Origin of the sequence: Streptomyces sp. TG1A-60, assembly GCF_037201975.1 — a bacterium.
In the GTDB taxonomy this organism is placed as follows: domain Bacteria; phylum Actinomycetota; class Actinomycetes; order Streptomycetales; family Streptomycetaceae; genus Streptomyces.
Genome location: NZ_CP147520.1, coordinates 4,925,040 through 4,951,624 on the forward strand (window position 1 = coordinate 4,925,040; position 26,585 = coordinate 4,951,624).

General features: G+C 71.1%; 21 protein-coding genes, 1 pseudogene and 1 riboswitch. Of the genes and pseudogenes, 18 read left to right on the plus strand and 4 right to left on the minus strand.

The genetic code is table 11. The annotated features are described in order from the left end of the window. Nucleotides 1–148 precede the first annotated feature (148 nt). Entirely contained in the window at nucleotides 149–1,024 is an 876-nt protein-coding gene (locus WBG99_RS21445; protein WP_338897838.1) for a cellulose-binding protein, read from the plus strand. Between the two features lie 311 nt (nucleotides 1,025–1,335). Here WBG99_RS21445 and WBG99_RS21450 read toward each other — a convergent pair whose 3' ends face one another. Next, nucleotides 1,336–2,829 (minus strand): MFS transporter, encoded by a 1,494-nt coding sequence (locus WBG99_RS21450; RefSeq protein ID WP_338897839.1) that lies wholly within the window; start codon nucleotides 2,827–2,829, stop codon nucleotides 1,336–1,338. Nucleotides 2,830–3,231: 402 nt separating this feature from the next. On the opposite strand from WBG99_RS21450, the gene WBG99_RS21455 reads away from it, so the two are divergent. From WBG99_RS21455 to WBG99_RS21470, 4 genes and pseudogenes are all read left to right on the plus strand, one after another. Beyond that, a complete protein-coding gene (locus WBG99_RS21455) occupies nucleotides 3,232–4,020 on the plus strand; it encodes an ABC transporter ATP-binding protein (RefSeq protein WP_338897840.1) in 789 nt (262 codons plus the stop codon). Next, nucleotides 4,017–6,596, plus strand: a complete 2,580-nt coding sequence (locus WBG99_RS21460) for an FtsX-like permease family protein (protein WP_338897841.1) — start codon at nucleotides 4,017–4,019, stop codon at nucleotides 6,594–6,596. The genes WBG99_RS21455 and WBG99_RS21460 overlap by 4 nt, the downstream gene beginning before the upstream one ends. Before the next feature lie 389 nt (nucleotides 6,597–6,985). Continuing rightward, nucleotides 6,986–10,542 (plus strand): annotated as a pseudogene (mfd, locus tag WBG99_RS21465) (transcription-repair coupling factor). A gap of 144 nt (nucleotides 10,543–10,686) precedes the next feature. Next, the gene (locus WBG99_RS21470; RefSeq protein WP_338897842.1) at nucleotides 10,687–11,403 is read left to right on the plus strand and encodes an HNH endonuclease family protein; all 717 of its coding nucleotides are present in this window, start codon (nucleotides 10,687–10,689) and stop codon (nucleotides 11,401–11,403) included. A gap of 47 nt (nucleotides 11,404–11,450) precedes the next feature. Here WBG99_RS21470 and WBG99_RS21475 read toward each other — a convergent pair whose 3' ends face one another. Beyond that, nucleotides 11,451–11,573: a hypothetical protein gene (locus tag WBG99_RS21475; RefSeq protein ID WP_338897843.1), complete on the minus strand. Its 123-nt coding sequence runs from the start codon at nucleotides 11,571–11,573 to the stop codon at nucleotides 11,451–11,453. A gap of 568 nt (nucleotides 11,574–12,141) precedes the next feature. On the opposite strand from WBG99_RS21475, the gene WBG99_RS21480 reads away from it, so the two are divergent. From WBG99_RS21480 to WBG99_RS21535, 12 genes are all read left to right on the plus strand, one after another. Beyond that, nucleotides 12,142–12,747, plus strand: a complete 606-nt coding sequence (locus tag WBG99_RS21480) for a hypothetical protein (protein WP_338897844.1) — start codon at nucleotides 12,142–12,144, stop codon at nucleotides 12,745–12,747. A gap of 38 nt (nucleotides 12,748–12,785) precedes the next feature. Beyond that, entirely contained in the window at nucleotides 12,786–14,279 is a 1,494-nt protein-coding gene (locus tag WBG99_RS21485) for a protein kinase (protein WP_338900424.1), read from the plus strand. A gap of 145 nt (nucleotides 14,280–14,424) precedes the next feature. Next, complete coding sequence (locus WBG99_RS21490) at nucleotides 14,425–15,093, plus strand: SurA N-terminal domain-containing protein (RefSeq protein WP_338897845.1); 669 nt, start codon at nucleotides 14,425–14,427, stop codon at nucleotides 15,091–15,093. Nucleotides 15,094–15,171: 78 nt separating this feature from the next. Then, nucleotides 15,172–16,185 carry a nucleoside triphosphate pyrophosphohydrolase gene (locus WBG99_RS21495; protein ID WP_338897846.1) on the plus strand — a complete coding sequence of 338 codons (1,014 nt, stop codon included), beginning with the start codon at nucleotides 15,172–15,174 and terminating at the stop codon, nucleotides 16,183–16,185. A gap of 4 nt (nucleotides 16,186–16,189) precedes the next feature. Further along, entirely contained in the window at nucleotides 16,190–16,486 is a 297-nt protein-coding gene (locus tag WBG99_RS21500; RefSeq protein ID WP_338897847.1) for a hypothetical protein, read from the plus strand. Beyond that, nucleotides 16,483–17,790, plus strand: coding sequence for a cytochrome P450 (locus tag WBG99_RS21505; protein WP_338897848.1), 1,308 nt, complete (start codon nucleotides 16,483–16,485; stop codon nucleotides 17,788–17,790). Before WBG99_RS21500 ends, WBG99_RS21505 begins: the two co-directional genes overlap by 4 nt. Before the next feature lie 236 nt (nucleotides 17,791–18,026). Continuing rightward, complete coding sequence (locus WBG99_RS21510) at nucleotides 18,027–18,989, plus strand: transglycosylase family protein (RefSeq protein ID WP_338900425.1); 963 nt, start codon at nucleotides 18,027–18,029, stop codon at nucleotides 18,987–18,989. A 182-nt stretch (nucleotides 18,990–19,171) separates the two neighbouring features. Continuing rightward, nucleotides 19,172–19,371, plus strand: a riboswitch (cyclic di-AMP (ydaO/yuaA leader). A gap of 4 nt (nucleotides 19,372–19,375) precedes the next feature. After that, nucleotides 19,376–20,080, plus strand: coding sequence for a transglycosylase family protein (locus tag WBG99_RS21515; RefSeq protein WP_338897849.1), 705 nt, complete (start codon nucleotides 19,376–19,378; stop codon nucleotides 20,078–20,080). A 381-nt stretch (nucleotides 20,081–20,461) separates the two neighbouring features. Beyond that, on the plus strand, nucleotides 20,462–21,742 hold the full coding sequence (gene eno, locus WBG99_RS21520) for a phosphopyruvate hydratase (RefSeq protein ID WP_338897850.1): 1,281 nt from the start codon (nucleotides 20,462–20,464) through the stop codon (nucleotides 21,740–21,742). Between the two features lie 133 nt (nucleotides 21,743–21,875). Next, nucleotides 21,876–22,358, plus strand: a complete 483-nt coding sequence (locus WBG99_RS21525; RefSeq protein ID WP_338900426.1) for a septum formation initiator family protein — start codon at nucleotides 21,876–21,878, stop codon at nucleotides 22,356–22,358. Nucleotides 22,359–22,418: 60 nt separating this feature from the next. Continuing rightward, a complete protein-coding gene (locus tag WBG99_RS21530) occupies nucleotides 22,419–23,033 on the plus strand; it encodes a DUF501 domain-containing protein (RefSeq protein WP_338897851.1) in 615 nt (204 codons plus the stop codon). Then, a complete protein-coding gene (locus WBG99_RS21535; RefSeq protein ID WP_338897852.1) occupies nucleotides 23,030–24,007 on the plus strand; it encodes a Ppx/GppA phosphatase family protein in 978 nt (325 codons plus the stop codon). Before WBG99_RS21530 ends, WBG99_RS21535 begins: the two co-directional genes overlap by 4 nt. A 50-nt stretch (nucleotides 24,008–24,057) precedes the next feature. On the opposite strand, the gene WBG99_RS21540 is transcribed toward WBG99_RS21535, so the two are convergent. Together WBG99_RS21540 and WBG99_RS21545 are read right to left on the minus strand one after the other, a co-directional pair. Beyond that, entirely contained in the window at nucleotides 24,058–24,327 is a 270-nt protein-coding gene (locus tag WBG99_RS21540) for a type II toxin-antitoxin system RelE/ParE family toxin (protein WP_338897853.1), read from the minus strand. Beyond that, on the minus strand, nucleotides 24,324–24,596 hold the full coding sequence (locus WBG99_RS21545; protein WP_338897854.1) for a type II toxin-antitoxin system Phd/YefM family antitoxin: 273 nt from the start codon (nucleotides 24,594–24,596) through the stop codon (nucleotides 24,324–24,326). Before WBG99_RS21545 ends, WBG99_RS21540 begins: the two co-directional genes overlap by 4 nt. Nucleotides 24,597–25,096: 500 nt before the next feature. Between WBG99_RS21545 and WBG99_RS21550 the strand changes: the two genes are divergently transcribed. Continuing rightward, nucleotides 25,097–26,482, plus strand: a complete 1,386-nt coding sequence (locus WBG99_RS21550; protein ID WP_338897855.1) for an NAD(P)/FAD-dependent oxidoreductase — start codon at nucleotides 25,097–25,099, stop codon at nucleotides 26,480–26,482. Nucleotides 26,483–26,585 lie beyond the last annotated feature (103 nt).

The following is a 26,585-nucleotide window of genomic DNA, read 5'->3' on the forward strand; positions in this document are numbered from 1 at the left end:
ACGACCGGTCAGGCCCCTCGGCAATTCGCGTTGCCCGCCGCCTCCCGTGACCCTCGCACGGAGTGTCGCGTTATGAACACTTCTGTCCGATACATCAGGATGTGCGCGAAATCATCATTTCGTGTGCGTCCGGCGGAGAGGGCCCAGCATGAGCAGCGCACCGACGGCACCCCATGACTTCGACTTCGGCGTCGTACGGCGTGGCTACCGCCCCGGCCAGGTCGACGCCTGCGCGGCGGCCCTCTTCCGGGACCGGGACGCCGCGTGGGAGCGGGCCGCCCGGCTGACCGTGTTGGCCCGGGACATGGGCGCGGAGCTGGCCCGGCTGCGCGAGACGGTCCAGGGGCTGGCCCCGCAGACGTACGAGGCGCTCGGCGGGCGCGCCCGGCAGCTGTTCGAACTCGTCGTGGAGGAGGCCACGGCCGTCCGTGAGAGCGGGCGCCATGAGGCCCGCCGGGTCGTGGAGGAGGCGGAGGAGGCGGGCTCGCGCCTGCGGGGCGCCGCGCGGGCGTACGCCGACGAGGTGCGCGGCGAGGCCGACGAGCGGGCCCGGCACCGGTTGCTGGCCGCCCAGGCCGAGGCCGACGACCTGCGGATCACGGCCCGGCGCGCGGTGAAGGAGGAACGGGGCGAGGCGCTGTCCGCGCTGCGCGAGGTGCGGCAGCGGACCGAGGGGATGCTTGCCGAACTCGACAAGGAGTACGACGAGCGGGTGGCCGACATCGAGCGCGACATCGCCGAACGCGAGGCCGCCTTCGGCACCCGGTACGCCGAACGGGCCGCCCGCGCCGAGGCGGAGGTCGCCGAGGCCGAGCGGGCCCTCGCGGAGGCGGAGGCGGCGGCGGCCGGGTTGCAGGACCGGGCCGAGGCCCGCGCCGCGGAGCTGATCGCCGAGGCGCGGGCGCGGGAGGAGAGGGTGGCGAGGGAGACCGAGAGGGTACTGCTGGAGCACGGGGAGAGGTGGGACGAGGTGCAGGCGCAGATGGACTGCGTGAAGGACAGGTTGTCGGCGCTCACCGACTAGTGCCGCGGCAGGCGACGTTCGCCCCCTCGCGACGCCCGGCACGCCCGCTCGCCGCACCGGCCGAAAGCCCGAGTACGCCCAGGCCCTTCGGGCGGATGACGCCTTCCGGCCGGCCCACCGAGAACACGCACCGGACGCCGCTCCTTCACGGGCAGATGTCGCCTGCCGCGGCACCAGGCTTCCGTCCGGCGCGCGCCGAGAACACGCACCGCTCCTTGACGGGCGGACGCCGCCCGCCGCGGCACCGGGCGCGGTGAGCACGCGCGGGCATGGCCCGCGCCGCGCGGGCCGACCGGAACAGCCCGGGGCCCTCAGTCCTTCAGGACCGGAAACCTCCGCGGCGCCACCACCAGCAGCACCACGAACGCCACCGTCGCCGCGCACCCCGCGCCCAGGTACACGGCGTGGACCGCGTCCGCGACGGCGCGGCGGACGGGCTCGGTGGTGGTGCCGGCGTCTAGGGAGTGGGTGACGGCATCCAGGCTTCCCGCGCCGCCGAGCCGGGATGCCAGCACCCCGTTGGCCACCGCGCCGAACATCGCCGCGCCCACCGTCTGCCCGGTCTGCCGGCAGAAGAGGATCGACGCGGTGGCCGTGCCGCGCTCCGCCCACTCCACGGTCGACTGGACGCCCACGATCAGCGGGAGTTGGAACAGGCCCAGCGCGGCGCCCAGGAGGAGCATCAGCAGCATCGGTTGCCAGGCCTCGCCCGGGTAGGGGAGGAGCGGGAAGGAGAAGAGGAGGGCCGCCGCCGCGGCGATGCCCAGCATCGCCGTGTTCCGGAAGCCGATGCGGCGGTAGACGTGCTGGCTGAGCGCCGCCGACACCGGCCAGCTCAGTGTCCAGACGGAGACGACGAAACCGGCGGCCACGGGCGCCAGGCCCAGCACCGACTGGGCGTAGGTCGCGAGGAAGACCGTGGGCGCCACCATCAGCAGGCCCAGCGCGCCCAGCGCCAGGTTCACCGCCGCGATCGTGCGGCGGCGCCACACCCAGCCGGGGATGACCGGCTCGGCGGCCCGGCGTTCGATCAGCACCAGCAGGGCGATCAGGGCGGCTCCCGCGCCCAGCAGCGACATGGACGGCCAGGAGAGCCAGTCCCAGACCACTCCGCCCTGCACCAGTGCCGTCAGCAGGGCCCCGCCGCAGGCGAAGACGGTCAGGGCGCCCGCCCAGTCCACCCGGGGCCGGCCCGTCGCCTCCCGCCGCGGCTCGTGCAGGTGACGGGCCAGCAGCCACAGTGCCGCCGCGCCGAGCGGGAGGTTGATGAGGAAGATCCAGCGCCAGTCCGCGTAGGTGGCCAGTACCCCGCCCACCCCGGGGCCCGCCACCGCCGACACCGCCCACACCGTGGACAGCCTGGCCTGGATCCTGGGGCGCTCGGCCAGGGGGTAGAGGTCGGCGGCGAGGGTCTGGACCGTGCCCTGGAGTGCGCCGCCGCCCAGGCCCTGGACGACGCGGAAGGCGATCAGCGAGGCCATGTTCCAGGCCAGCGCGCAGAGCAGGGAGCCCAGCAGGAACAGGGCCGCGCCCGCGATGAGGACCGGCTTGCGGCCGAAGGTGTCGGAGAGCTTGCCGTAGAGGGGGAGAGTGACGGTGACGGCCAGCAGGTAGCCCGAGAAGAGCCAGGAGAAGACGGAGAAGCCGCCGAGGTCGGCGACGATCTGCGGTACGGCGGTGGAGACGATCGTGGAGTCCAGCGCGGCCAGGCCCATGGCCAGCATGAGGGCGGCGGCGACGGCTCCTCGCCTGCCGGGTCCGGCGGGTTGTGCCGTGTCACGCAGCGCGGGTCGTGTGTCGCCCACCGGATTCCTTCCCCCTGCACCTATCTGCCGGGAACACCATGCCACTTGACCCTCACGCCACGGCAGGGTGCAGCCTGGGGGCACCCCGAGGAGGTGGCCGACCCTGAGGCGATCTCCACCCCTGGGCGGAGATCCCTTAGGGGTACCTCCGTACTAGGGCTCGGGGCGGGTTCGTACCGTCGGAGGACGAGACGGGGTGCCTGTCGTCCTTAACCTGGCTTTACGCCGCTGGGGGGCGGTGCACCGGACCCGCGGGGGGTGGGGTTTTCCCCAGCAGAGGACTGCGCTGAGCACCAGCGCGCCGGACACCCTCCGCAGACCAGACTCATCAGCACACCACCTGGTACGACTCGGCACCGCACGTCGTACGACTCACCTGCTGAACGACATAGGAGACATACCGTGACATCGGCTGTGACCATCACCAGGCACGGGGGTACTGGAGGGACTACGGCCGTTGCCGCGCGGGCGCGGCAGGTCGTGAAGGCCTACGGGTCCGGGGAGACCCGTGTCGTCGCCCTCGACGACGTCGACGTGGACATCGCGCGTGGCCGGTTCACCGCGATCATGGGCCCTTCGGGGTCCGGCAAGTCCACGTTGATGCACTGCCTCGCCGGGCTCGACACCGTGACGAGCGGTCAGATCTATCTGGACGACACCGAGATCACCGGGCTGAAGGACAAGAAGCTCACGCGGCTGCGCCGGGACCGGATCGGTTTCATCTTCCAGGCGTTCAACCTGCTGCCGACGCTGAACGCGATAGAGAACATCACGCTTCCCATGGACATCGCCGGGCGCAAGCCCGACCAGCAGTGGCTGGGCCGGGTCGTCGACACCGTCGGCCTGAGCGACCGGCTCAAGCACCGGCCCACCCAGCTCTCCGGCGGCCAGCAGCAGCGCGTCGCCGTGGCCCGTGCGCTGGCCGCCCGGCCGGAGATCATCTTCGGCGACGAGCCGACCGGCAACCTGGACTCCAGGGCCGGCGCCGAGGTCCTCGGCTTCCTGCGCACGTCCGTCGACGAGCTGGGCCAGACCATCGTGATGGTCACCCACGACCCGGTGGCCGCCTCGTACGCGGACCGCGTGCTGTACCTGGCCGACGGCCGCATCGTCGACGAGATGCTCAAGCCGACCGCCGACGCCGTGCTGGACCGTATGAAGGACTTCGACGCCCGGGGGCGCACGTCATGAGCGTCATGAAGACCTCCCTGCGCAACTTCTTCGCGCACAAGGGACGCATGGCGCTGTCGGCCATCGCGGTCATGCTGTCGGTCGCGTTCGTGACGGGGACCCTGGTCTTCACCGACACGATGGGCACCACGTTCGACAAGATGTTCGCGGCCACCTCCTCCGACGTCACGGTCAGCGCCAAGGGCGCCTCCGACAGCGGTGAGACGCAGGCCGACAACGGCAGGCCGCCGGTCCTGCCGGCGTCCCTCCTCGACAAGGTGGACGGCACGGACGGCGTGAAGTCGGCCGAGGGGACCGTCTTCTCCACATCGGTGACGGTCGTCGACGCCGACAAGGACAACCTCTCGCCCACCAGCGGCGCCCCCACCGTCGTCGGCAACTGGAACGCCAACGACGCACGCACCATGAAGATCGCCTCCGGGAACGCCCCGCGCGGGCCGGACCAGATCATGGTGGACGCGGACACCGCCGACAAGCACGACCTGAAGCTCGGCGACGAGATCGGCGTCATCACGGCCGTCGGCACGCACGAGGCGAAGATCTCCGGCGTCGCCGAGTTCCAGGTCACCAACCCGGGCGCCGCGATCTTCTACCTCGACACCGAGACCGCCCAGAAGGCCCTCGTCGGCGAGACGGGCGTGTACACCGACATCAACATCACCGCCGCCGCCGGCTTCACGGACGCGCAGGTGAAGAAGAACGTCGCAGCCGAGCTGGGCGGCGCCTACAAGGTGCAGACCGCCAAGGAGATCGCGGACGCCAACGCCAAGGACGTCGGCGAGTTCATGGGCGTGATGAAGTACGCGATGCTCGGCTTCGCCGGGATCGCCTTCCTCGTCGGCATCTTCCTGATCATCAACACCTTCTCGATGCTGGTCGCCCAGCGGACCCGCGAGATCGGCCTCATGCGTGCCATCGGTTCCAGCCGAGGCCAGGTCAACCGGTCGGTTCTCGTCGAGGCGCTGCTTCTCGGCGTCTTCGGCTCGGTCCTCGGCGTCGCCGGCGGCGTGGGCCTCGCCATCGGCCTGATGAAGCTGATGAGCGCCACGGGCATGAACCTGTCCACCGACGACCTCACCATCGCGTGGACCACCCCGGCGGTCGGCCTGCTCCTCGGCATCGTCGTCACCGTCCTCGCCGCCTACGTGCCCGCCCGGCGCGCCGGCAAGGTCTCCCCGATGGCCGCCCTGCGCGACGCCGGCGCCCCGCTGGACGCCAAGGCCGGAGTCGTCCGGACCGTGATCGGTCTGCTCCTCACCGGCGCCGGCGGCTCCTGCCTGTACCTGGCGTCCGCCGCCGACAAGGCGAGCGAGGGCTCCATGTGGCTGGGCGGCGGTGTCGTGCTGTCCCTCATCGGCTTCGTCGTCATCGGACCGCTGCTCGCCGGTGCCGTGGTGCGGGTGCTGGGCGCGGTCGTCCTGCGGGCCTTCGGCCCGGTCGGGCGGATGGCCGAGCGCAACGCGCTGCGCAACCCCCGCCGTACGGGGGCCACGGGTGCGGCCCTGATGATCGGCCTCGCCCTGGTCGCCTGTCTGTCGGTCGTCGGCTCGTCCATGGTCGCCTCGGCCACGGAACAGCTCGACAAGACCGTCGGCACGGACTTCATCATCCAGTCCGACACCGGTCAGCTGATCACCCCGCAGGCCGTCGAGGCCGCGAAGTCCGCCGAGGGCGTACGGAACGTCACCCAGTACAAGTGGACCAGGGCCGACTTCACCACCCCCGACGGCAAGACCCTCAAGGACACGGCGATCACCGCCGCGGACCCGAGCTACGCCACCGACCTCGCCACCGAGACCGTCGCCGGCACGCTCACGGACGCCTACAGGCCCGACTCGATGTCGGTCCACGAGAAGTTCGCCGAGGACCACGGCGTCGAACTCGGCTCCAAGATCGCCGTCGCCTTCAAGGACGGTTCCACGGCCGACCTGACCGTCCGCGCCATCACCAGCAGTGACGTCGTCATCGACGCCGGCGCCATGTACACATCCATCGACACGATGGCGACGTACGTTCCCGCCGACAAGATGCCCCTCGACCAGCTTCTCTTCGCCTCGGCGAAGGAGGGCCAGACCGCGGCGGCGTACAAGTCCCTCAAGGACGCGCTGCACGACTACCCGCAGTACGAGGTCCGCGACCAGACCGACTACAAGGAAGCGCTCAAGGGCCAGATCGACCAGCTTCTCAACATGATCTACGGCCTGCTCGCCCTCGCGATCATCGTCGCGATCCTGGGTGTCGTGAACACCCTGGCCCTGTCGGTGGTCGAGCGGACCCGTGAGATCGGCCTGATGCGCGCCATCGGCCTCTCCCGCCGCCAGCTGCGCCGCATGATCCGTCTGGAGTCGGTCGTCATCGCCCTGTTCGGTGCCCTGCTCGGCCTGGGCCTGGGGATGGGCTGGGGCGCCACCGCCCAGCAGCTCCTCGCCCTGGAGGGCCTGAACGTCCTCGACGTCCCCTGGCCGACGATCATCGGGGTCTTCATCGGCTCGGCCTTCGTGGGGCTGTTCGCGGCGCTGGTGCCGGCGTTCCGGGCGGGCCGGATGAACGTCCTGAACGCGATCGCGACGGAATAGCCACCGAGCACGGGGGACACGGGGGTACCGGGGAGAGCCCGGCGCCCGGAAGCATCGGCTTCCGGGCGCCGGGCTCCACCCGGGTGCCCCAGAGGTTGGGCGGGCCGTCTGCGAAGGGGCGAACCTGGAAGGGGCGCGGGCAACCGCCCGACGAGCCGCGACGCACCGGTACCCGACGAGCCGCGACGCACCGGTACATGTCCACACGCGCGGATCCCCCGGTCCACCGGCGGGGGTGAGTCCCCGCCGAGTCGCACCCGGCGGTTGTCCACAGCCCCCCGCACCACCCGCACCGCGCGTCGTACCCTGGACACCCCCGGCCCGTCACAGGAGTCCGGGCGTTCGTGTTGCCCCACCAGCTCAGTCACCCCGGACGGGAATCGCCCTTCATGAGCCTGCACGGTCTCCTCGACGCCGTAGTCAAGGACGCCCCCCTCGCGGAAGCGATCAGGGCGGCGGCCGACGGCCACCGCACCCACATCGACCTGGTGGGCCCCCCGGCCGCCCGCCCCTTCGCGGTGGCGGCGCTCGCCCGGGACGCCGGCCGCCCGGTACTCGCCGTGACGGCGACGGGCCGCGAGGCCGAGGACCTGGCGGCGGCGCTGCGCTCGCTCCTGCCCCCGGACGGCGTCGTGGAGTACCCGGCGTGGGAGACGCTCCCGCACGAACGCCTCAGCCCCCGCAGCGACACCGTCGGCCGCCGCCTCGCCGTGCTGCGCCGCCTGACCCACCCGAGCCCGGACGACCCGGAGACCGGCCCGGTGTCGGTCGTCGTCGCCCCCGTGCGTTCCGTCCTCCAGCCGCAGGTCAAGGGGCTCGGTGACCTGGAGCCCGTCGCGCTGCGCACGGGCGGCTCGGCCGATCTGAACCGCACGGTCGAGGCGCTGGCGGCAGCGGCGTACTCCCGGGTGGAACTGGTCGAGAAGCGCGGCGAGTTCGCCGTGCGCGGCGGCATCCTGGACGTCTTCCCGCCGACCGAGGAGCACCCCCTCCGGGTGGAGTTCTGGGGCGACGACGTCGAGGAGATCCGGTACTTCAAGGTGGCCGACCAGCGCTCCCTAGAAGTCGCCGAGCACGGCCTGTGGGCTCCGCCCTGCCGCGAACTGCTCCTGACCGACGACGTACGCGCCCGCGCGCGTGCCCTCGCCGAGCGCCACCCGGAGCTCGGTGAACTCCTCGACAAGATCGCCGAGGGCATCGCCGTCGAGGGCATGGAATCCCTCGCTCCGGTCCTCGTCGACGACATGGAGCTGCTGATCGACGTCCTGCCGAAGGGTGCCATGGCCGTCGTGTGCGACCCGGAGCGGGTGCGCACACGGGCGGCGGACCTGGTCGCCACGTCGCAGGAGTTCCTGCAGGCCTCCTGGGCGGCCACCGCCGGCGGCGGCGAGGCACCCATCGACGTCGGCGAGGCCTCCCTGCGGTCCCTCGCGGACGTCCGCGACCGGGCCCGTGAGCTGGACATGATGTGGTGGTCGGTGTCCCCGTTCGCGGCCGACGAGACGTGGACGTCCGGCGCTGACACGGCGGGCGACTCGGACACCCTCAAGCTCGGCATGCGCGCCCCCGAGACCTACCGCGGCGACACCGCGAAGGCCCTCGCGGACACCAAGGGCTGGCTCGCCGACGGCTGGCGCACGGTGTTCGTGACCGAGGCCCACGGGCCGGCCGCCCGCACGGTCGAGGTGCTCGGCGGCGAGGGCGTCGCGGCCCGCCTGGAGGCGGAGCTGGGGCAGATCTCCCCGTCGGTCGTGCATGTGGCGTGCGGCTCGATCGACTACGGCTTCGTCGCCCCGGCCCTGAAACTGGCGGTCCTCACCGAGACCGACCTCTCCGGCCAGAAGGCGGCCGGTAAGGACGGCGCCCGTATGCCGGCCCGCCGACGCAAGACCATCGACCCGCTCACCCTGGAACCGGGCGACTACATCGTCCACGAGCAGCACGGCGTCGGCCGCTACATCGAGATGGTGCAGCGGACCGTGCAGGGCGCGACCCGCGAGTACCTCGTCGTCGAGTACGCCCCGGCCAAGCGCGGCCAGCCCGGCGACCGGCTCTACATTCCCACCGACCAGCTGGAACAGATCACCAAGTACGTCGGCGGCGAGGCCCCCACGCTGCACCGCCTGGGCGGCGCCGACTGGACGAAGACCAAGGCGCGCGCGAAGAAGGCGGTCAAGGAGATCGCCGCCGACCTGATCAGGCTCTACAGCGCCCGGATGGCGGCGCCCGGTCACGCGTTCGGCGCGGACACGCCCTGGCAGCGGGAGCTGGAGGACGCCTTCCCGTACGCCGAGACGCCCGACCAGCTCACGACGATCGCCGAGGTCAAGGAGGACATGGAGAAGACGGTCCCGATGGACCGCCTGATCTGCGGCGACGTCGGCTACGGCAAGACGGAGATCGCGGTCCGCGCCGCCTTCAAGGCCGTCCAGGACGGCAAGCAGGTGGCCGTCCTCGTCCCGACCACCCTGCTGGTGCAGCAGCACTTCGGCACGTTCGGCGAGCGGTACTCGCAGTTCCCGGTGAACGTCCGGGCCCTGTCCCGCTTCCAGACGGACACCGAGGCCAAGGCCACCCTGGAGGGCCTGCGGGAGGGCTCGGTCGACATCGTCATCGGCACCCACCGGCTCTTCTCCTCCGAGACCAGGTTCAAGGACCTCGGCCTCGTCATCGTCGACGAGGAGCAGCGCTTCGGCGTCGAGCACAAGGAGCAGCTGAAGAAGCTCCGCGCGAACGTCGACGTGCTGACGATGTCGGCGACCCCGATCCCGAGGACGCTGGAGATGGCCGTCACGGGCATCCGGGAGATGTCGACGATCACCACCCCGCCGGAGGAGCGCCACCCGGTCCTCACCTTCGTCGGCCCGTACGAGCAGAAGCAGATCGGCGCGGCCATCCGCCGTGAACTGCTGCGCGAGGGCCAGGTGTTCTACATCCACAACCGGGTGGAATCCATCGACCGCGCCGCCGCGCGACTGCGCGAGATCGTTCCCGAGGCGCGCATCGCCACGGCCCACGGCCAGATGTCGGAACAGGCCCTGGAGCAGGTCGTCGTCGACTTCTGGGAGAGGAAGTTCGACGTCCTCGTCTCCACGACGATCGTGGAATCGGGCATCGACATCTCCAACGCGAACACGCTGATCGTGGAGCGGGAGACACCTTCGGCCTGTCGCAGCTGCACCAGCTGCGCGGCCGGGTCGGCCGAGGCCGGGAGCGGGGTTACGCGTACTTCCTGTACCCGCCGGAGAAGCCGTTGACGGAGACGGCCCACGAGCGGCTGGCGACGATCGCCCAGCACACGGAGATGGGCGCGGGCATGTACGTGGCGATGAAGGACCTGGAGATCCGGGGCGCGGGCAACCTGCTCGGCGGCGAGCAGTCCGGCCATATCGCGGGCGTCGGCTTCGACCTGTACGTCCGCATGGTCGGCGAGGCGGTCGCGGACTACCGCCGGCAGCTGGAGACCGGTGCGATCGAGGAGGAGCCGCCGCTCGAAGTCAAGATCGAGCTGCCGGTCGACGCGCACGTCCCGCTCGACTACGCGCCCGGGGAGCGGCTCCGCCTCCAGGCCTACCGGGCGATCGCCTCCGTCAACACCGAGGCTGACATCACCGCCGTACGCGAGGAACTCGTCGACCGCTACGGCAAGCTCCCCGAGCCGGTCGAGAACCTGCTCCTGGTCGCGGGGCTGCGCATGCTGGCCCGAGCCTGCGGTGTCGGCGAGGTCGTCCTCCAGGGCAACAACATCCGCTTCGCCCCGGTCGACCTGCGCGAGTCCCAGGAACTCCGTCTCAAGCGTCTGTACCCGGGCACGGTCATCAAGCCGGCGGCACATCAGGTGCTGGTCCCTCGCCCGAAGACGGCGAAGGTGGGCGGCAAGCCTCTGCTCGGGCGGGAGTTGCTGGGGTGGACCGGGGAGTTCCTGGCTTCGGTTCTGGGGTCGTAGGCCTCACGAGGTGCGCCGGCGTGCACCTGCTGCCTGTTCGGTGCCGGTCCCGCCGTACCCTACGGCGGTTACGGTGTTGAGCAGGGCAGACGGGGAACACGCACGCAGGACCGGATGCGAGCAAGGCAGGGAGAGGAGTGTCGCGTGGTGCGTCTGAGGGGTGGAGTCGCGGCTGTCGCTCTCGTGCTGGTCGCCGCCACCGGCTGCGAAGTGGACACGCGGGGTTCGGCCGGACCGGGGGAGAACCCCGGCGGGGGCGGCGACGCGCTGGCCGCCGCGGAGGCGCTGACCGTCAAGGGGCGGGCGCCCAGGACGGGTTACGACCGCGACGAGTTCGGCAGTCCCTGGGCCGACACAAACTCCAACAGCTGCGGCACCCGCGACGACATACTCAAACGCGACCTGGAAGGCCTGAAGTTCCGGGACGACGACTGCACGGTGGTCTCCGGCGTCCTCGACCCGGACCCGTACACCGGCGGGGAGGTGCCGTACGTACGGGGCCGCAGCCGGATCGACGTGGACCACATCGTGGCCCTCTCCGACGCCTGGCAGAAGGGCGCCCAGCAATGGGACGCCAGCAAGCGCATAGCCCTGGCCAACGACCCGATCAACCTCGTCGCGGTCGACTCGGGCACCAACCGCAGCAAGGGCGACGGCGACACGGCCACCTGGCTCCCGCCCAACAAGGCGTACCGCTGCACGTATGTGGCCGCCCAGGTCGCGGTGAAGACGAAGTACGGCCTGTGGGTCACCTCGGCCGAACAGTCCGCCATGAAGCGGGTGCTGACCACCTGCCCCGAGCAGAAGCTCCCCACCGGCGGCAACCCGACGAAGGCGCCGAACCGCTTCCACGCGGACTGAGCCTGCGAGCGTCCCGGGCGTACGTCCGGGGAGAGCGGTCGGGTGCGTCAGCCGCAGTCCTCGTCCAGGTCGATGACCTTGCCCTCGGGCGCCTCGGCCGGGACGGGCTTGTCGTAGTCGGTGAAGCGGAGGTCACCGGGCTCGCCGGCGGACTTGCTGACGACCCGCACCAGGTACGGCTTGCCCTCGGTGGCCCCCGTACAGGGCGCAACGGTCCTTGCCGTCCCGCTCGCTGAGGACGATCGCGGGGCTGCCGTCGACCTCGGCGGTCTTGCCGCGCGGGGCGTCGGGGTCGGCGTCCTCGAAGCCGACGCACACGGTGTCGAGGTCGCAGAAGCCCGTGGTCCTTCTGGAGTCCTCGGCGGTCGCGGACGTCTTGCTGCGTACCGGCGGAAGCGGCCCGCACGCGCGCGACCTCACCGGCCAGCAGCGCCGCTACGGCCAAAGGTTGAGCCGACGGGGTGAGGCGTCGGGTTGAGCCGTCGGGGTGAGGCGTCGGGTTGAGGCGTCGGGGTGAGGCGTCGGGGTGAGCCGTCGGACAGAGCCGTCACCCGGGTCCGGCACGGCGAACTCCCCCTACGGTCAGGCCCACCGGACGGAACCGCTCCGCGACGGGCGGCGTGACCAGCACTGCGGTACTACAACGGTTGTCCACAACCCTGGACCTCATGTCGTGGTCGACCGATACCCTCGGAACGACATCGCCCGTCCACTCCCACCAGGCCATCAGGAGCAGTCATGCACGGCCACGGCTACGCGCCGCAGCAGCCCCCCGGCCCCGAGCAGGGGGCGCCGGTCACGCTGCGTGTGATCTTCGTGGTGGTCTCGCTCATGAGCTGCGGCCTGCTCGCCTGGGCGTGCCTCCTGCGGCTCGCCTCGGTGACCCGCAGGCCCCGGGACTGGGTGCTGTTCGCCCTCGCGGTCGTCCATATCGTCGTGACCCTGTACATCATCGGCACCGACCCGGGCGAGAAGGGGGAGTTCACCACCTGGCGTGGCGACGTCGGCATGGGACTGCTCCTCGGCGGACTCGCGGCGATCATCGCCTACTACCTGTACGCGGACATCCGCCACTTCGCCCCGGCCCGGCCGGCCCCGCCCGCGCCGTACACCCAGACCACGGTGTACTCGCAAGCGAGCGGCTACGGCTACCCGCCGGCCCAGGCCCCCCGGCCCTACACCCCGGCCCCGCCCGCACCGCCCCTCCAGCCGCCGCCCGCACAGCAGCCGCCACCCCAGGCCGGGCCGGAGCCGCAGCGCCCCGGGCCCGCCCGAATAGACCAGGTGCGCGCCGAGCTGGACGAGCTCAGTGACTATCTCCGCAAGCACGAAGGAGACAGGTGACCCAGGGGACCGGATGCCTGATCACCGGCCGCTACGAACTGTCCACGCTCATCGGACAGGGCGGCATGGGCCAGGTGTGGACGGCGTACGACCAGCGACTCGACCGGCGTGTTGCGGTGAAACTGCTGCGCCCGGACAAGGTCGCCGGCCACGAGGCCGACGAACTGCGCCGCCGCTTCGTGCGCGAGTGCCGCGTCACGGCCCAGGTCGACCACCCCGGCCTGGTGACCGTGCACGACGCGGGCAGCGAGGGCGAGGAACTGTTCCTCGTCATGCAGTACGTCGACGGGGCCGACCTCGCCGACCACCTCGCCGAGCACGACCCGTACCCCTGGCAGTGGACCGTCTCGGTCGCCGCCCAGCTGTGCGCCGTGCTGTCCGCCGTGCACGCGGTGCCGATCATCCACCGCGACCTCAAGCCGCGGAACGTCATGGTCAGGCAGGACGGCACCGTCACCGTCCTCGACCTCGGCGTCGCCTCCGTCATGGACACCGACACCACCCGCCTGACCCACACCGGCTCACCCATCGGCAGCCCCGCCTACATGGCCCCCGAACAGGCCATGGGCGGCGCCGTCGGCCCATACACCGACCTGTACGCCCTCGGCGTGCTCATGCACGAACTGCTCAGCGGGAACGTGCCGTTCACCGGCTCCACCGCCCTCGGTGTCCTCCACCGCCATCTCTACGAGCCGCCGGTCCCCGTCCGCCGCCTCCGCCCCGAGGTGCCCGAGACCCTGGAGACCCTGGTCCTCCGGCTGCTCTCCAAGGACCCCCAGCACCGCCCGTCCTCCGCGCAGGAGACATACGAACAGCTCCTCCCGCTGCTCCCCGCGCGCGGTACGCCCACCGGCTCCCCGCTCGACCCCACCCGCCCCTTCCTGCGCCCGCACGCGCCCTGGCCGGACCGCGCCCGCATCCCCGCGCCGCAGCCCTCCGCCGCACCCGCCCCGGCGCCCGCGGCCGACAAGCCCGACGTGGCCGGTGCCGTCGACGAGGTCAAGCGGCTCCTCGGCGAGGGCCGCATCACCCAGGCCGTCGACATCCTCGGCGCGATCCTCCCGGCCGCCGCCGCCCAGCACGGCGAGCACTCACCCGTCGTCCGCACCCTGCGCAAGCAGTACGCGGCCACCCTCATGGACGACGGCCAGTACCGCCGCGCCCTGCCCGAGCTGCGCCGCCTCGCCGACGAGCGCGCCGCCGAGGCCGGCCAGGCCGACCCGCAGTCCCTGCGCTTCCGCTACGAGTCCGCCCAGTGCCTCGAACAACTCGGCGAACCGGCCGCGGCCCTCTCCGAGTACCGCTCCCTGCTGCCGTACTTCGAGAACCAGTACGTCGGCGGCGACCCCGAGCTCTCCCTCGACGTCCGCCGCCGCATCGGCCACCTCCTCCTCGCCCTCGGTGACCGGGGCGCCGCCCACGAGACCCTGGGCCGTCTGCTGCTCGACGTGGAACGCCTGCGCGGCCCCGGCCATCCGCTGGCGGGCGAGGTCCGGCGCACCCTGCAGTGGCTGGGGCAGGTACGCGGCTGACCCGCGCGGGCGGGGGCCGGGCGCGACGGTGCCGGAAATCGGCGTGAATCGTTGGTCGAATGGCTGGCCGAGAGCAGGGCCACTGCCTAACATCGATCACCGCAGGACCTTGTGCATCGCCGCACAATCCCCTCGGGAGGCCCACTTGCACCGCCGTAGTCGCACCGCGTTCCTCCTCTCCGCCGCGATCGCCGCGGCCCCGCTCCTCACCGCCTGCGGAAGCGGCGCGCATCCGGGCGCGGCGGCCGTCGTGGGCGGCGAGCGGATCACGGTCGCGCAACTGGAGAACCGGGTGAACGAGGTACGCGCCGCCCAGCGAGCCGCCACCCCGGACCGGACCCAGTACCAGCAGGTCGTCGCCCAGACCGGCGCCCTGACCCGCAACACCCTGAACGGCATGGTCCTGGAGAGGGTCCTCGACCAGGCACTCAAGGACGCCGGCGTGACCGTCACCCGCAAGGAGGTCCAGAAGTACCGTTCCGACCTGGAACACGAGGCCGGTGGCCCCGCGGCCCTGGAACAGGCCTACCTGCAGCGCTACAGCGTCGCCCCCGAGCAGCTCGACGAGAGCGTCCGCAGCGACGTCGAGGTCCAGAAACTCTCCGCCGCCCTCGGCGCCGACCTGAACACCCCGGAAGGCGGCACCGTCTTCTGGGAGGCACTCTCCAAGGCCTCCGGGAAACTCGACGTGGACCTCAACCCCCGCTACGGCAGCTGGGGCGTCGACGAGACCTCCGGCCGGGTGGGCCTCCTCGACACCAAGACGCCGTGGCTGCGGGAGGTCACCAGGACGGGAACGCAGGAGCCGGCGTAGCGACCGGACAGTGCGGGCCGTCCTCGCAGCCTGTGTACACCTTCGGGGACGGTCCGTGACGTGGGTTACGTTCGTGGGGTGAACGCACACCGCCCCGACGGCGCCCCCGCCACCACGGCCCCCGGCAGCCCGGCCCCCGGCCCCGGCCGTGTCGTCCTGCTCACCACCAGCCATCGCGTCGCGCCCGGCCTGCTCTCCTGGCCCGCCTGGCGGGCACTGCACGGGGCCGACCGCGTCCTCTGCGCGGACGGGGCGCACCCCCAGCTCCCCTACCTCCGCGAGGCCGGCATCACGGTCGAGCAGGCCACCCCGACGGCCGAGGACCTGGTCGACGCCTGTGCCGGTGACCGCACGGTGGTCGTGGTGGCGGGGGCCGAGGGCGAACCCCGCCTCACCGACGGCCTGGCCCGCCTCGCCGGCTCCGGCCGCGTCCAGATGCCGTCCCTGGAACTCCTCCCCGCCTCCTACGACCTCCCCGGCGCCCGCCTCCTCGACCTCGTCCAGGTCATGGACCGCATTCGCGCCGAGTGCCCCTGGTCCTCCCAGCAGACCCACAAGGGCCTCGCGAAGTACGGCATCGAGGAGTCGTACGAGCTGGTGGAGGCCATCGAGGAGGGCGACCGCGACGAACTGCGCGAAGAGCTCGGCGACGTCCTCCTCCAGGTCGTCTTCCACGCCCGTATCGCCGAGGACGACCCCGACACCCCCTTCTCCATCGACGACGTCGCCGCCGGCATCGTCACCAAACTCGTCCACCGCCACCCCCACGTCTTCGGCGACGCGACGGCCACGACCCCGGAGGAGGTCAAACAGCACTGGCTGCGCACCAAGGCGATCGAGAAGCGCCGGGAGTCGGTGACCGACGGCATACCCCTCGGCCAGCCGGGCCTCGCCCTCGCCTCGAAGCTGGCGTCCCGGGTGCGCACGGCGGGCCTGAAGGTCCCCGCCCCGACGGGCGAGGGCATCGGATACGAGCTGCTGGCGATGGCGGTACGGGCCGAGGCGGCCGGCGTCGACCCCGAGTCCGCGCTACGGGCGGCGGCCCGGACGTACCGGGACGCCGTGCGGGCCGCCGAGGGGGTTGACGCTTAGAACCGTGTCCTTACGGCTGGTTGCGGCGGGTGGGGGCTTGTACGGGGCGGGTGCCGGACGACCGGACCGGTGGCGGCGCCCCGTGGAGGCGAGCGGCGACCACTCCGTCGCCGCCGGAGGCGACATCGCCGACGCCGTCACCGGCCAGATCTGCGACGCGCCGGTCATCCAGCCCGCACCCTCGGCACGTTCTCGGCGGGGCCGGAGTACGCACGCCCGCGCTGACGGCACTCCACGAAGCCCCGGTGTCCTGACGGCACTCGACGAAGCCCCGGACACTCCGGCTACCGTCGACGAGTGACCAACCAGCCCCATCCCAAGCCCGTAGAAGACGGCGCCCCGGACCTCTTCACCTGGGAATTCGCCACCAACCCCTACCCGGCCTACGCCTGGCTCCGCGACCACGCCCCCGTCCACAGGACACGTCTCCCCAGCGGCGTGGAAGCCTGGCTGGTCACGCGCTACGCGGACGCGAAGCAGGCTCTCGCCGACACGCGTCTGTCCAAGAACCCGGAGTATCACGACGAGCCCGTGCACGCGAAGGGGAAGACCGGCATCCCCGGCGAGCGCAAGGCCGAGTTGATGACGCATCTGCTGAACATCGATCCGCCGGACCACACGCGGCTGCGCCGGCTCGTCTCCAAGGCGTTCACACCCCGCCGGGTCGCCGAGTTCGCGCCCCGAGTCCAGGAGCTGACCGACCACCTCATCGACCGGTTCGCGGACAGGGGCGAAGCCGATCTCATCCACGAGTTCGCCTTCCCCCTCCCCATCTACGCGATCTGCGACCTGCTCGGCGTCCCCCGGGAGGACCAGGACGACTTCCGGGACTGGGCGGGGATGATGATCCGCCACGGCGGCGGCCCACGCGGCGGGGTGGCCCGGTCGGTGAAGAAGATGCGCGGCTATCTCGCCGACCTCATCCACCGCAAGCGCGCGGCGCTGCCCGACGCCCCCGCCCCCGGCGAAGACCTCATCTCCGGGCTCATCCGAGCCTCCGACCACGGTGAGCACCTCACCGAGAACGAGGCAGCGGCGATGGCCTTCATCCTGCTGTTCGCCGGGTTCGAGACGACCGTCAACCTCATCGGGAACGGCACGTACGCCCTCCTCACCCACCCCGGGCAACGCGCCCGTCTCCAGGCATCCCTGGCCGCCGAGGAGACCGCGCTGCTCCAGACCGGTGTCGAGGAACTCCTCCGCTTCGACGGCCCCGTCGAACTCGCCACCTGGCGCTTCGCCACGCGGCCCCTCACGATCGGCGGTGAGGACATCGCGCCCGGTGACCCCGTCCTCGTCGTCCTCGCCGCGGCCGACCGCGACCCGGCCCGCTTCGACGACCCCGACACGCTCGACCTCTCCCGCCGCGACAACCAGCACCTCGGCTACGGCCACGGCATCCACTACTGCCTCGGCGCCCCGCTCGCCCGCCTTGAGGGCCAGACCGCCCTGGCGACGCTTCTCACCCGTCTCCCCGACCTGCGACTCGGAGTGGATCCGGCCGATCTGAGGTGGCGGGGAGGGCTCATCATGCGTGGACTGCGCACGCTTCCGGTGGAGTTCGGTCCGGATCGTCGGCCCCCGAGGGCCCGTGTCGGCCGTTGACGGCCCGCGTCGGCCCCCGGCAACGGCCTCCATCGCCCCCCGCGACAGCCCGTGAGCGGCCGGTAGCAGTACCCCGTTCCGAGCCAGAAGATGACACACCCTCAAGTTCGTGATCTTCACGTGATCTGCGCTGCATTAACTTGTGACAACTGATCGTCTGCCGATACGTTCACGCATCAGTGCGAAGGGTCTGCGCCCGTCGCACAGGTCACCGCTGTCGCGTGAAAGGCAACCGCATGCTCTCCGGGAACGGTCGTCACCGTCGCCCCCGTCAGGCTCCGGCCCTCCTCGTCGCGGCCGGAGTGACCGGCTCGGCCATCGCCATCCCACTCCTCGGCGCCACCGGCGCGAGCGCGGCCAGTGGAACCACCTGGGACCAGGTGGCGGAGTGCGAGAGCGGCGGCTCCTGGAGCGCGGACACCGGCAACGGGCGCTACGGCGGCCTCCAGGTCTCCCAGGAGGACTGGGAGAGGTACGGCGGCCTCGACTACGCGACGAGCGCCGACCGGGCCAGCCGTTCGCAGCAGATAGCGGTCGCCGAGAGGATACTCGCCGACCAGGGCGTCGGCGTCTGGCGCACCTGCGGACTGCTTCACGACCTCGGCGGCGACTCCGGCTCCGCCGACGTGGACACCGGCGTCGCGGGTGACCCGTCGAACTCGGACGGTTCGGATGGTTCGAGCGGTACGAAGGATTCATCTGATTCATCCGGTTCGACCAGCTCGTCCGAATCCTCCGCGTCGTCGGGATCCTCCGGCTCGCCCTCGGGGGTCACCGAGGGTTCCGCCGAGGCTCTCGCCGAATCGGATGATTCGGGAAACTCGGACGAATCGGGTAAATCTGAGCAGAGCGACAGCTCTTCGGTCGTCGACGACAGCGAGACCGGCACCGGCCGCCACCGCGGCGCCAGTGCCGACGAGGCCGCGGGTGCCGGCACGGACGTGACCGACGGCTCCCGTGCCGACTCCTCGCCCTCCGGCCGTCACGCCTCCCGTGGCGGCGACGCGGCGCGCGAGGCCGTGGAGGGGGCGTACACGGTCCGCGCGGGCGACAGTCTGACCGTCATCGCGAAGTCGCTCGGCCTGGACGGCGGATGGCGGCAGCTGTACGCGGAGAACGAGGGCACGGTCGGAACTGACCCGGACCTTATCCTTCCCGGTCAGACCCTCGAAGTCGGTGTCGAAACGGGCGAAAAGTAGCGGGAGTTCAGTCAGGGTTCGCACCTGAATGCCCGTTTTGATCTCGGTGGGAGATGAATCACAGACCCCCTGATCGTCTTTGAAATTCGGCGAATCACGTGATTACGGTCGTGACCGCTCGCCCACAGCGGGCTCATGCGGCCGGCACGCCGAATCCTGCCAACGGCCGCATGGAACAGTCGTCGCGTCAAGCGCCGTAGGCAGGAGCGGGGGACCCAAGGTAAGCGCCGGGTCCGGTGGTTGAGGCCCTTCGGGGCCGCACGGCCGGAACCGGCTCGGGGTGAAGCCGCGCATCGTGAGCCGAGAGGCGAGCGGGCGCGGCCGGGCAACTCAACCGGCCCGAACCCGACAGCTCACCTCGTAGGCGTCGGTGAGGGGATCACTTCATGCTGCTTTCCAGCAAGGGCAAGCACCGCCGCCCGTCCAAGGCTGCCCGCGCCATCGCCGTCGCCGGTGTCACCGGTGCCGCCGCCATCGCCGCTCCGCTGATGGCCGCCGGCAGCGCCTCGGCCGCCACCGCCTCCGAGTGGGACGCCGTCGCCCAGTGCGAGTCGGGCGGGAACTGGTCCATCAACACCGGCAACGGCTACTACGGCGGCCTGCAGTTCGCCGCCTCCACCTGGGCCGGCTACGGCGGTACGCAGTACGCCCCCACCGCCGACCAGGCGAGCAAGGCCCAGCAGATCGCCGTCGCCGAGAAGGTCCTCGCGGGCCAGGGCAAGGGTGCCTGGCCGGTCTGCGGCACCGGCCTGTCCGGCGCCTCGTACGACGGCGCCGCCGCCTCCGGCGGCAGTTCGAACTCCGGCTCCTCCAACTCCTCCTCGCAGGGGAGCACGCAGGAGAACACGCAGAAGAGCACCCAGGAGAACCGCGCCTCCCGCTCCTCCGAGCGCCCCACCGTCGAGACCCCGACCGGCAAGAAGGTCGAGAAGGGCGACGGCGAGTACAAGGTCGTCAGCGGCGACACCCTCAGCGGCATCGCCGCGAAGAAGAACGTCAAGGGTGGCTGGGAGAAGCTCTACGAGCTGAACGAGGACATCGTCGACGACGCCGACTTCATCTACCCGGGCCAGCAGCTCCACCTGAGCTGACCCTCCGGACCGCCACGGTCGCCGGTCCCGGCCGCCCCCACGGCCGGGACCGGCGGGGCCGGTTCGGCCGGGCCGGAAGGCAGGCCGCTCACCGGCTGAACCGCAGCCCGCTCACATCCGTGTTCTCCATAGTGAAGACCTCGTGAGGGCCGTCCCCCCGTCCCCCACGAGCTCCCCGCCCCGGTGCGCATTCCCCCGTACGCACCGGGGCGGGGCTTTTTCTTTTCCCGTTCACCCCTTTTCCCGTTCACCCCCTCTTTGTTCCGTCCGGGAACAATGGGTAGTGTCTGGCTGTCCACGAGACGGTCGGTCGGCTGCCGGCCGCCCCGGGGCGGTTAGGCTCTAGTCGCCATCGCGTCACACCCCAAGAAGGAGATGCTCGTGCCGTCCATCGACGTCGTCGTAGCCCGGGAAATCCTGGACTCCCGAGGCAACCCCACGGTCGAGGTCGAGGTCGGCCTCGACGACGGCAGCACCGGTCGTGCCGCCGTTCCGTCCGGCGCCTCCACCGGTGCCTTCGAGGCCGTCGAGCTCCGTGACGGCGACCCCAACCGTTACCTCGGCAAGGGCGTGGAGAAGGCCGTCCTCGCGGTCATCGAGCAGATCGGCCCGGAGCTCGTCGGCTACGACGCCACCGAGCAGCGCCTCATCGACCAGGCGATGTTCGACCTGGACGCCACCGACAACAAGGGCTCCCTCGGCGCCAACGCCATCCTCGGCGTCTCCCTCGCCGTCGCCCACGCCGCCTCCGAGGCGTCCGACCTCCCCCTCTTCCGCTACCTGGGCGGCCCGAACGCGCACCTGCTGCCCGTTCCGATGATGAACATCCTGAACGGCGGCTCGCACGCCGACTCCAACGTGGACATCCAGGAGTTCATGATCGCCCCCATCGGCGCGGAGTCCTTCTCCGAGGCCCTGCGCTGGGGCGCGGAGGTCTACCACACCCTCAAGAAGGTGCTGAAGACCAAGGGCCTGTCCACCGGCCTCGGCGACGAGGGCGGCTTCGCCCCGAACCTGGAGTCCAACCGCGCCGCCCTCGACCTCATCATCGAGGCGATCAAGGAGGCCGGCTACACCCCCGGCGAGCAGATCGCCCTGGCCCTCGACGTCGCCGCCTCCGAGTTCTACAAGGACGGCTCCTACGTCTTCGAGGGCAAGGAGCGCTCCGCCGCCGAGATGACCGAGTACTACGCCGAGCTCGTCGAGGCGTACCCGCTCGTCTCCATCGAGGACCCGCTGTTCGAGGACGACTGGGACGGCTGGAAGATCATCACCGACAAGCTCGGAGACAAGGTCCAGATCGTCGGCGACGACCTGTTCGTCACCAACCCCGAGCGCCTGGCCCGTGGCATCGAGGAGGGTGCCGCCAACGCCCTGCTCGTCAAGGTCAACCAGATCGGCTCGCTGACCGAGACCCTGGACGCCGTCGAGATGGCCCAGCGCAACGGCTTCAAGTGCATGATGTCCCACCGCTCCGGCGAGACCGAGGACGTCACCATCGCCGACCTCGCCGTCGCCGTGAACTGCGGCCAGATCAAGACCGGTGCCCCGGCCCGCTCGGACCGCGTCGCCAAGTACAACCAGCTGCTCCGCATCGAGGAGATCCTCGACGACGCAGCGGTGTACGCCGGCCGCTCCGCCTTCCCGCGCTTCAAGGGCTGACACCGCCGCCGACAGCGGCGGAAGGCAAGGAGGAAACGTCGTACGTACGTCCCCGTACTCGGTCCCGTACCGTGTGCGGGGACGTACGCACGTGGGAGACACGCCAGACGCACAGGAGAAGGGGCAGCGGGACATGGCCGTGAAGGACCGGGACCGGGACCGCTTCTCCACCGCGACCCGGCTGAGGGTGCTCGGTGAGCAGACCGCCGCCCGGGTCTACCGCTCCCAGACCAAGCGCCAGGCCCACCGCTCCCGCCTCACCGGCCGGGCCGCCCTGCTCGCCCTCGTCCTCTGCTCGCTGATCGTGGCGCTCGCCTATCCCATAAGGCAGTACGTCTCCCAGCGGGCCGAGATCGCCGACATGCAGCGGCAACGCGAGGAGGCGCGCGAGCGGGTCGAGGAACTGCGCGACCTCAAGGCGCGCTGGAAGGACGACGCGTACGCCGAGCAGCGCATCCGGGAGCGGCTGCACTACGTGATGCCGGGCGAGACCGGCTACACGATGATCGACCCGGACGCGGCGACGCGGTCCCGTACGAGGCAGGGGGCGGCCGACCGCCCCTGGTACACCAATGTCTGGGACGGGGTCGACAAGGCCGACGCCGCCGACCAGTGAACCGTCAGCCCATGACGGCCGTGAACCGACGAGCCACACCGAGGACTTGAGTAGCAGGTTATGCAGACCCCTCCGCCGCCCACCCCGCGCACCAAGCCGACCGACGCCGACGTCGAGGCCTTCCAGCAGCAGCTCGGGCGCCCGCCGCGCGGGCTGCGCGCCATCGCGCACCGCTGCCCGTGCGGGCAGCCGGACGTCGTGGAGACGGCGCCGCGACTGCCGGACGGGACGCCCTTCCCCACGACGTACTACCTGACGTGCCCGCGCGCCGCCTCAGCGATCGGCACGCTGGAGGCCAACGGAGTGATGAAGGAGATGACGGAGCGGCTGTCGACGGACCCCGAGCTGGCCGCCGCGTACCGGGCCGCGCACGAGGACTACATCGCCCGCCGCGACGAGATCGAGGTCCTGGAGGGCTTCCCGAGCGCCGGCGGCATGCCGGACCGCGTGAAGTGCCTGCACGTCCTCGTGGGCCACTCCCTGGCCGCCGGGCCCGGTGTCAACCCGCTGGGCGACGAGGCCATCGGGATGCTGCCGGAGTGGTGGGCCAAGGGCCCGTGCGTGGTGCCCGCCACGCCGCCCGCCGGCGAGGGCCAGGAGGCAGGGAAGGGCGGGTCGGGTCACTTCGCGGCCGTGCCCCTCGACGCGGACGCGTCCGAGGAGGCCGGCCGGTGACCCGGGTCGCCGCCGTCGACTGCGGTACGAACTCCATCCGCCTCCTCGTCGCGGACGCCACTGTGTCCGACAGCGCCTTCGGCGCGGGGGTCACGGGTGAACTCGTCGAGCTGGACCGGCGGATGACCATCGTCCGGCTCGGCCAGGGCGTCGACCGTACGGGCCGGCTGGCCCCCGAGGCGCTGGAGCGGACCTTCGCGGCCTGCCGTGAGTACGCGGCGGTGATCAAGGAGCACGGTGCCGAGCGCGTCCGCTTCGTCGCCACCTCCGCCTCCCGCGACGCCGAGAACCGGGACGCGTTCGTACGCGGGGTGCTCGACATCCTCGGCGTCGAGCCCGAGGTGATCTCCGGCGACCGGGAGGCCGAGTTCTCCTTCACCGGTGCGACCAGGGAACTGAATGGCCGCGCGGACCTCGCCAAGCCGTACCTGGTCGTGGACATCGGCGGCGGCTCCACCGAGTTCGTCGTCGGGGACGACCAGGTGCGCGGCGCGCGTTCCGTGGACATCGGCTGCGTACGGCTGACCGAGCGGCATCTCGTGCGGGACGGCATGGTCGTCGACCCGCCCGAGGCGGAGCAGATCGCCGCGGTCCGCGCCGACATCGAGGCCGCGCTGGACCTCGCGGAGCGGAGCGTGCCCCTGCGGGAGGCGCGCACCCTCGTCGGGCTGGCCGGCTCGGTCACGACGCTGTCCGCCATCGCCCAGGACCTGCCCGCGTACGACTCGGCGGCCATCCACCACTCCCGCGTCCCGTACGACCGCGTCCGGGAGATCACCGAGTGGCTGCTGCGGTCCACGCACGCCGAGCGGGAGGCCGTGCCGTCGATGCATCCGGGGCGGGTGGACGTGATCGCCGCCGGCGCCCTCGTGCTCCTGTCGCTCATGGACCGGATCGGCGCGGCGGAGGTCGTGGTGAGCGAGCACGACATCCTGGACGGCATCGGGTGGTCTTTGGCACTCGACCCGCGTTGAGAGACGGACCCGGGACCGTACGCCGGTGACGGCGGCGATGGGGGCGGGCGCTACAGGTTGCGGTTGACGTCCCGCCGGTCGCCCACTTTGACGACGAGGATGACGAGTTCACCGTCGTTGATCTGGTAGGCGACCCGGTAGCTTCCGACCCGGAGCCGGTAGAGCCCCGACGGGCCGGTGAGCTTCTTGATGTCGGCGTCCTCGCGGTACGGGTCGTCGCCGAGCGCGGTCAGCGCGGTCAGGACGCGCATGGCGTCCGGCCGACTGATGGCCCGAAGCCGCCGCTGTGCCGCCGTGGTGAACCGGAAGGCGTATTTCACGCCGTCTCGTCGTCATGCTCGGTGAACAGATCCGCCAGCAGTTCCGCCATCGTCATGGTGGGGCCGCCCTTGTCCAGGACCGCCTCCGCTTCGCGCGCCAACATCACGTCGGCCGCTTCCTCCAGTGCTTCGAAATCCGCGATCGGAACGACGGCCGCCACCGGAGCGCCGTTGCGTGTGATGACCGTCGGAATGCCTTCCTCGGCCCGGTTGATGTGGTCCGCGAGATGCGCGCGGGCTTCCCGAACGGTCGCAGTGTTCTCGGCCATGGGCCTAGTGTACTCGTTTTCGTGTACACGGGAATGGGCCTGGGGAATCGCGATCGTGAGCGATCCGTCGCGTAGTCGCTACCCGCCGGTAGCCTCGCTTGAGCTGTTCGGATAACGTATGAGCGTCTTCGAGGGGTGCTTCGGCACCCCTCGAAGACGTCTCGGCGGAAAACTTCGTGAAGTTCTTCACAAGAGAATCGGCCCTGTTGGGCGGCCTTTTGAGGCTCCGCAGAGCCTTCTCGGGGTCCGGGGGGTCAACGACAGGCCCCCGAGGGGGTTTCACGGGGGTCTCGTCCGTGTGAAACCAGAGGGTGGTCCAGGGGATTCGAGAGGCCGGAACGGCAGTTCACGCGGCATTGACAACGGTCCGTCATGCAGGGTGGTTCCCCTGGTCGACCATGACCTGTGCCACGAGGGTGGCGCAGTGTAGCAGAAGGGGCGGGGAAGCTTGTGAAGGGGCGCACGAGCACCCCCCGGATGGCGGGTACATACTCGATGGCATGAGCACCACGGAGCGTCCCAGGATCCTCGTAGTAGGCGGTGGGTACGTAGGCCTGTACGCAGCTCGGCGCATTCTCAAGAAGATGCGCTACGGCGAGGCGACCGTCACGGTCGTCGACCCCCGGTCGTACATGACCTACCAGCCCTTCCTCCCCGAAGCCGCCGCCGGCAGCATCTCCCCGCGGCATGTCGTCGTCCCGCTGCGACGCGTGCTCCCCAAGGCGGAGGTCCTCACCGGCCGGGTCACCACCATCGACCAGGACCGCAAGGTCGCCACCGTCGCGCCGCTGGTCGGCGAGGCGTACGAGCTGCCCTTCGACTACCTGGTGATCGCGCTCGGCGCGGTCTCCCGCACCTTCCCGATCCCCGGCCTCGCCGAGCAGGGCATCGGCATGAAGGGCATCGAGGAGGCCATCGGCCTGCGCAACCACGTGCTGGAGCAGCTCGACAAGGCCGACTCCACGACCGACGAGGACGTCCGCCGCAAGGCGTTGACCTTCGTCTTCGTGGGCGGTGGCTTCGCCGGTGCGGAGACCATCGGCGAGGTCGAGGACATGGCCCGTGACGCCGCGAAGTACTACAAGAGCGTGTCCCGTGAGGACATGCGCTTCGTCCTCGTCGACGCCGCGGACAAGATCCTCCCCGAGGTCGGCCCGAAGCTCGGCCAGTACGGCAAGGAGCACCTGGAGAGCCGCGGGGTCGAGGTCTACCTCAACACCTCCATGGACTCCTGCGTCGACGGCCACGTCGTACTGAAGAACGGCCTGGAGGTCGACTCCAACACGATCGTCTGGACCGCCGGCGTCAAGCCGAACCCGGTCCTCTCGCGCTACGGCCTCCCGCTCGGCCCCCGCGGCCACGTCGACGCCCAGCCGACCCTCCAGGTCACCGGCACCGACTACATCTGGGCCGCCGGCGACAACGCCCAGGTGCCCGACGTCGCCGCCCGCAAGGCCGGCGTCGAGAACGCCTGGTGCCCGCCGAACGCGCAGCACGCGCTGCGTCAGGCCAGGGTCCTCGGCGACAACGTGGTCTCCGGCATGCGGGGTTTCCCGCAGAAGGAGTACGCGCACTCCAACAAGGGTGCGGTGGCGGGCCTCGGTCTCCACAAGGGCGTCGCGATGATCGTCATGGGCAGGATGAAGATCAAGCTCAAGGGCCGTCTCGCCTGGTACATGCACCGTGGCTACCACGGCCTCGCGATGCCGACCTGGAACCGCAAGATCCGTGTCTTCGCCGACTGGACGCTCGCCATGTTCCTCAAGCGCGAGGTCGTCTCCCTCGGCGCCATCGAGACTCCCCGCGAGGAGTTCTACGAGGCGGCGAAGCCGGCGCCGGTCGCCGCGGCTCCGGCCAGGACCGAGGAGAAGGCCAAGGCCTCCTGACCTCCGGTCGCCCCTGAACGACCCGAAGGACCTCCCGCCATCCGTGGTGCGGGGGGTCCTTCGGCGTTCCGGAGACTCTTCGACCGCCGGGCGCGTTCGAACT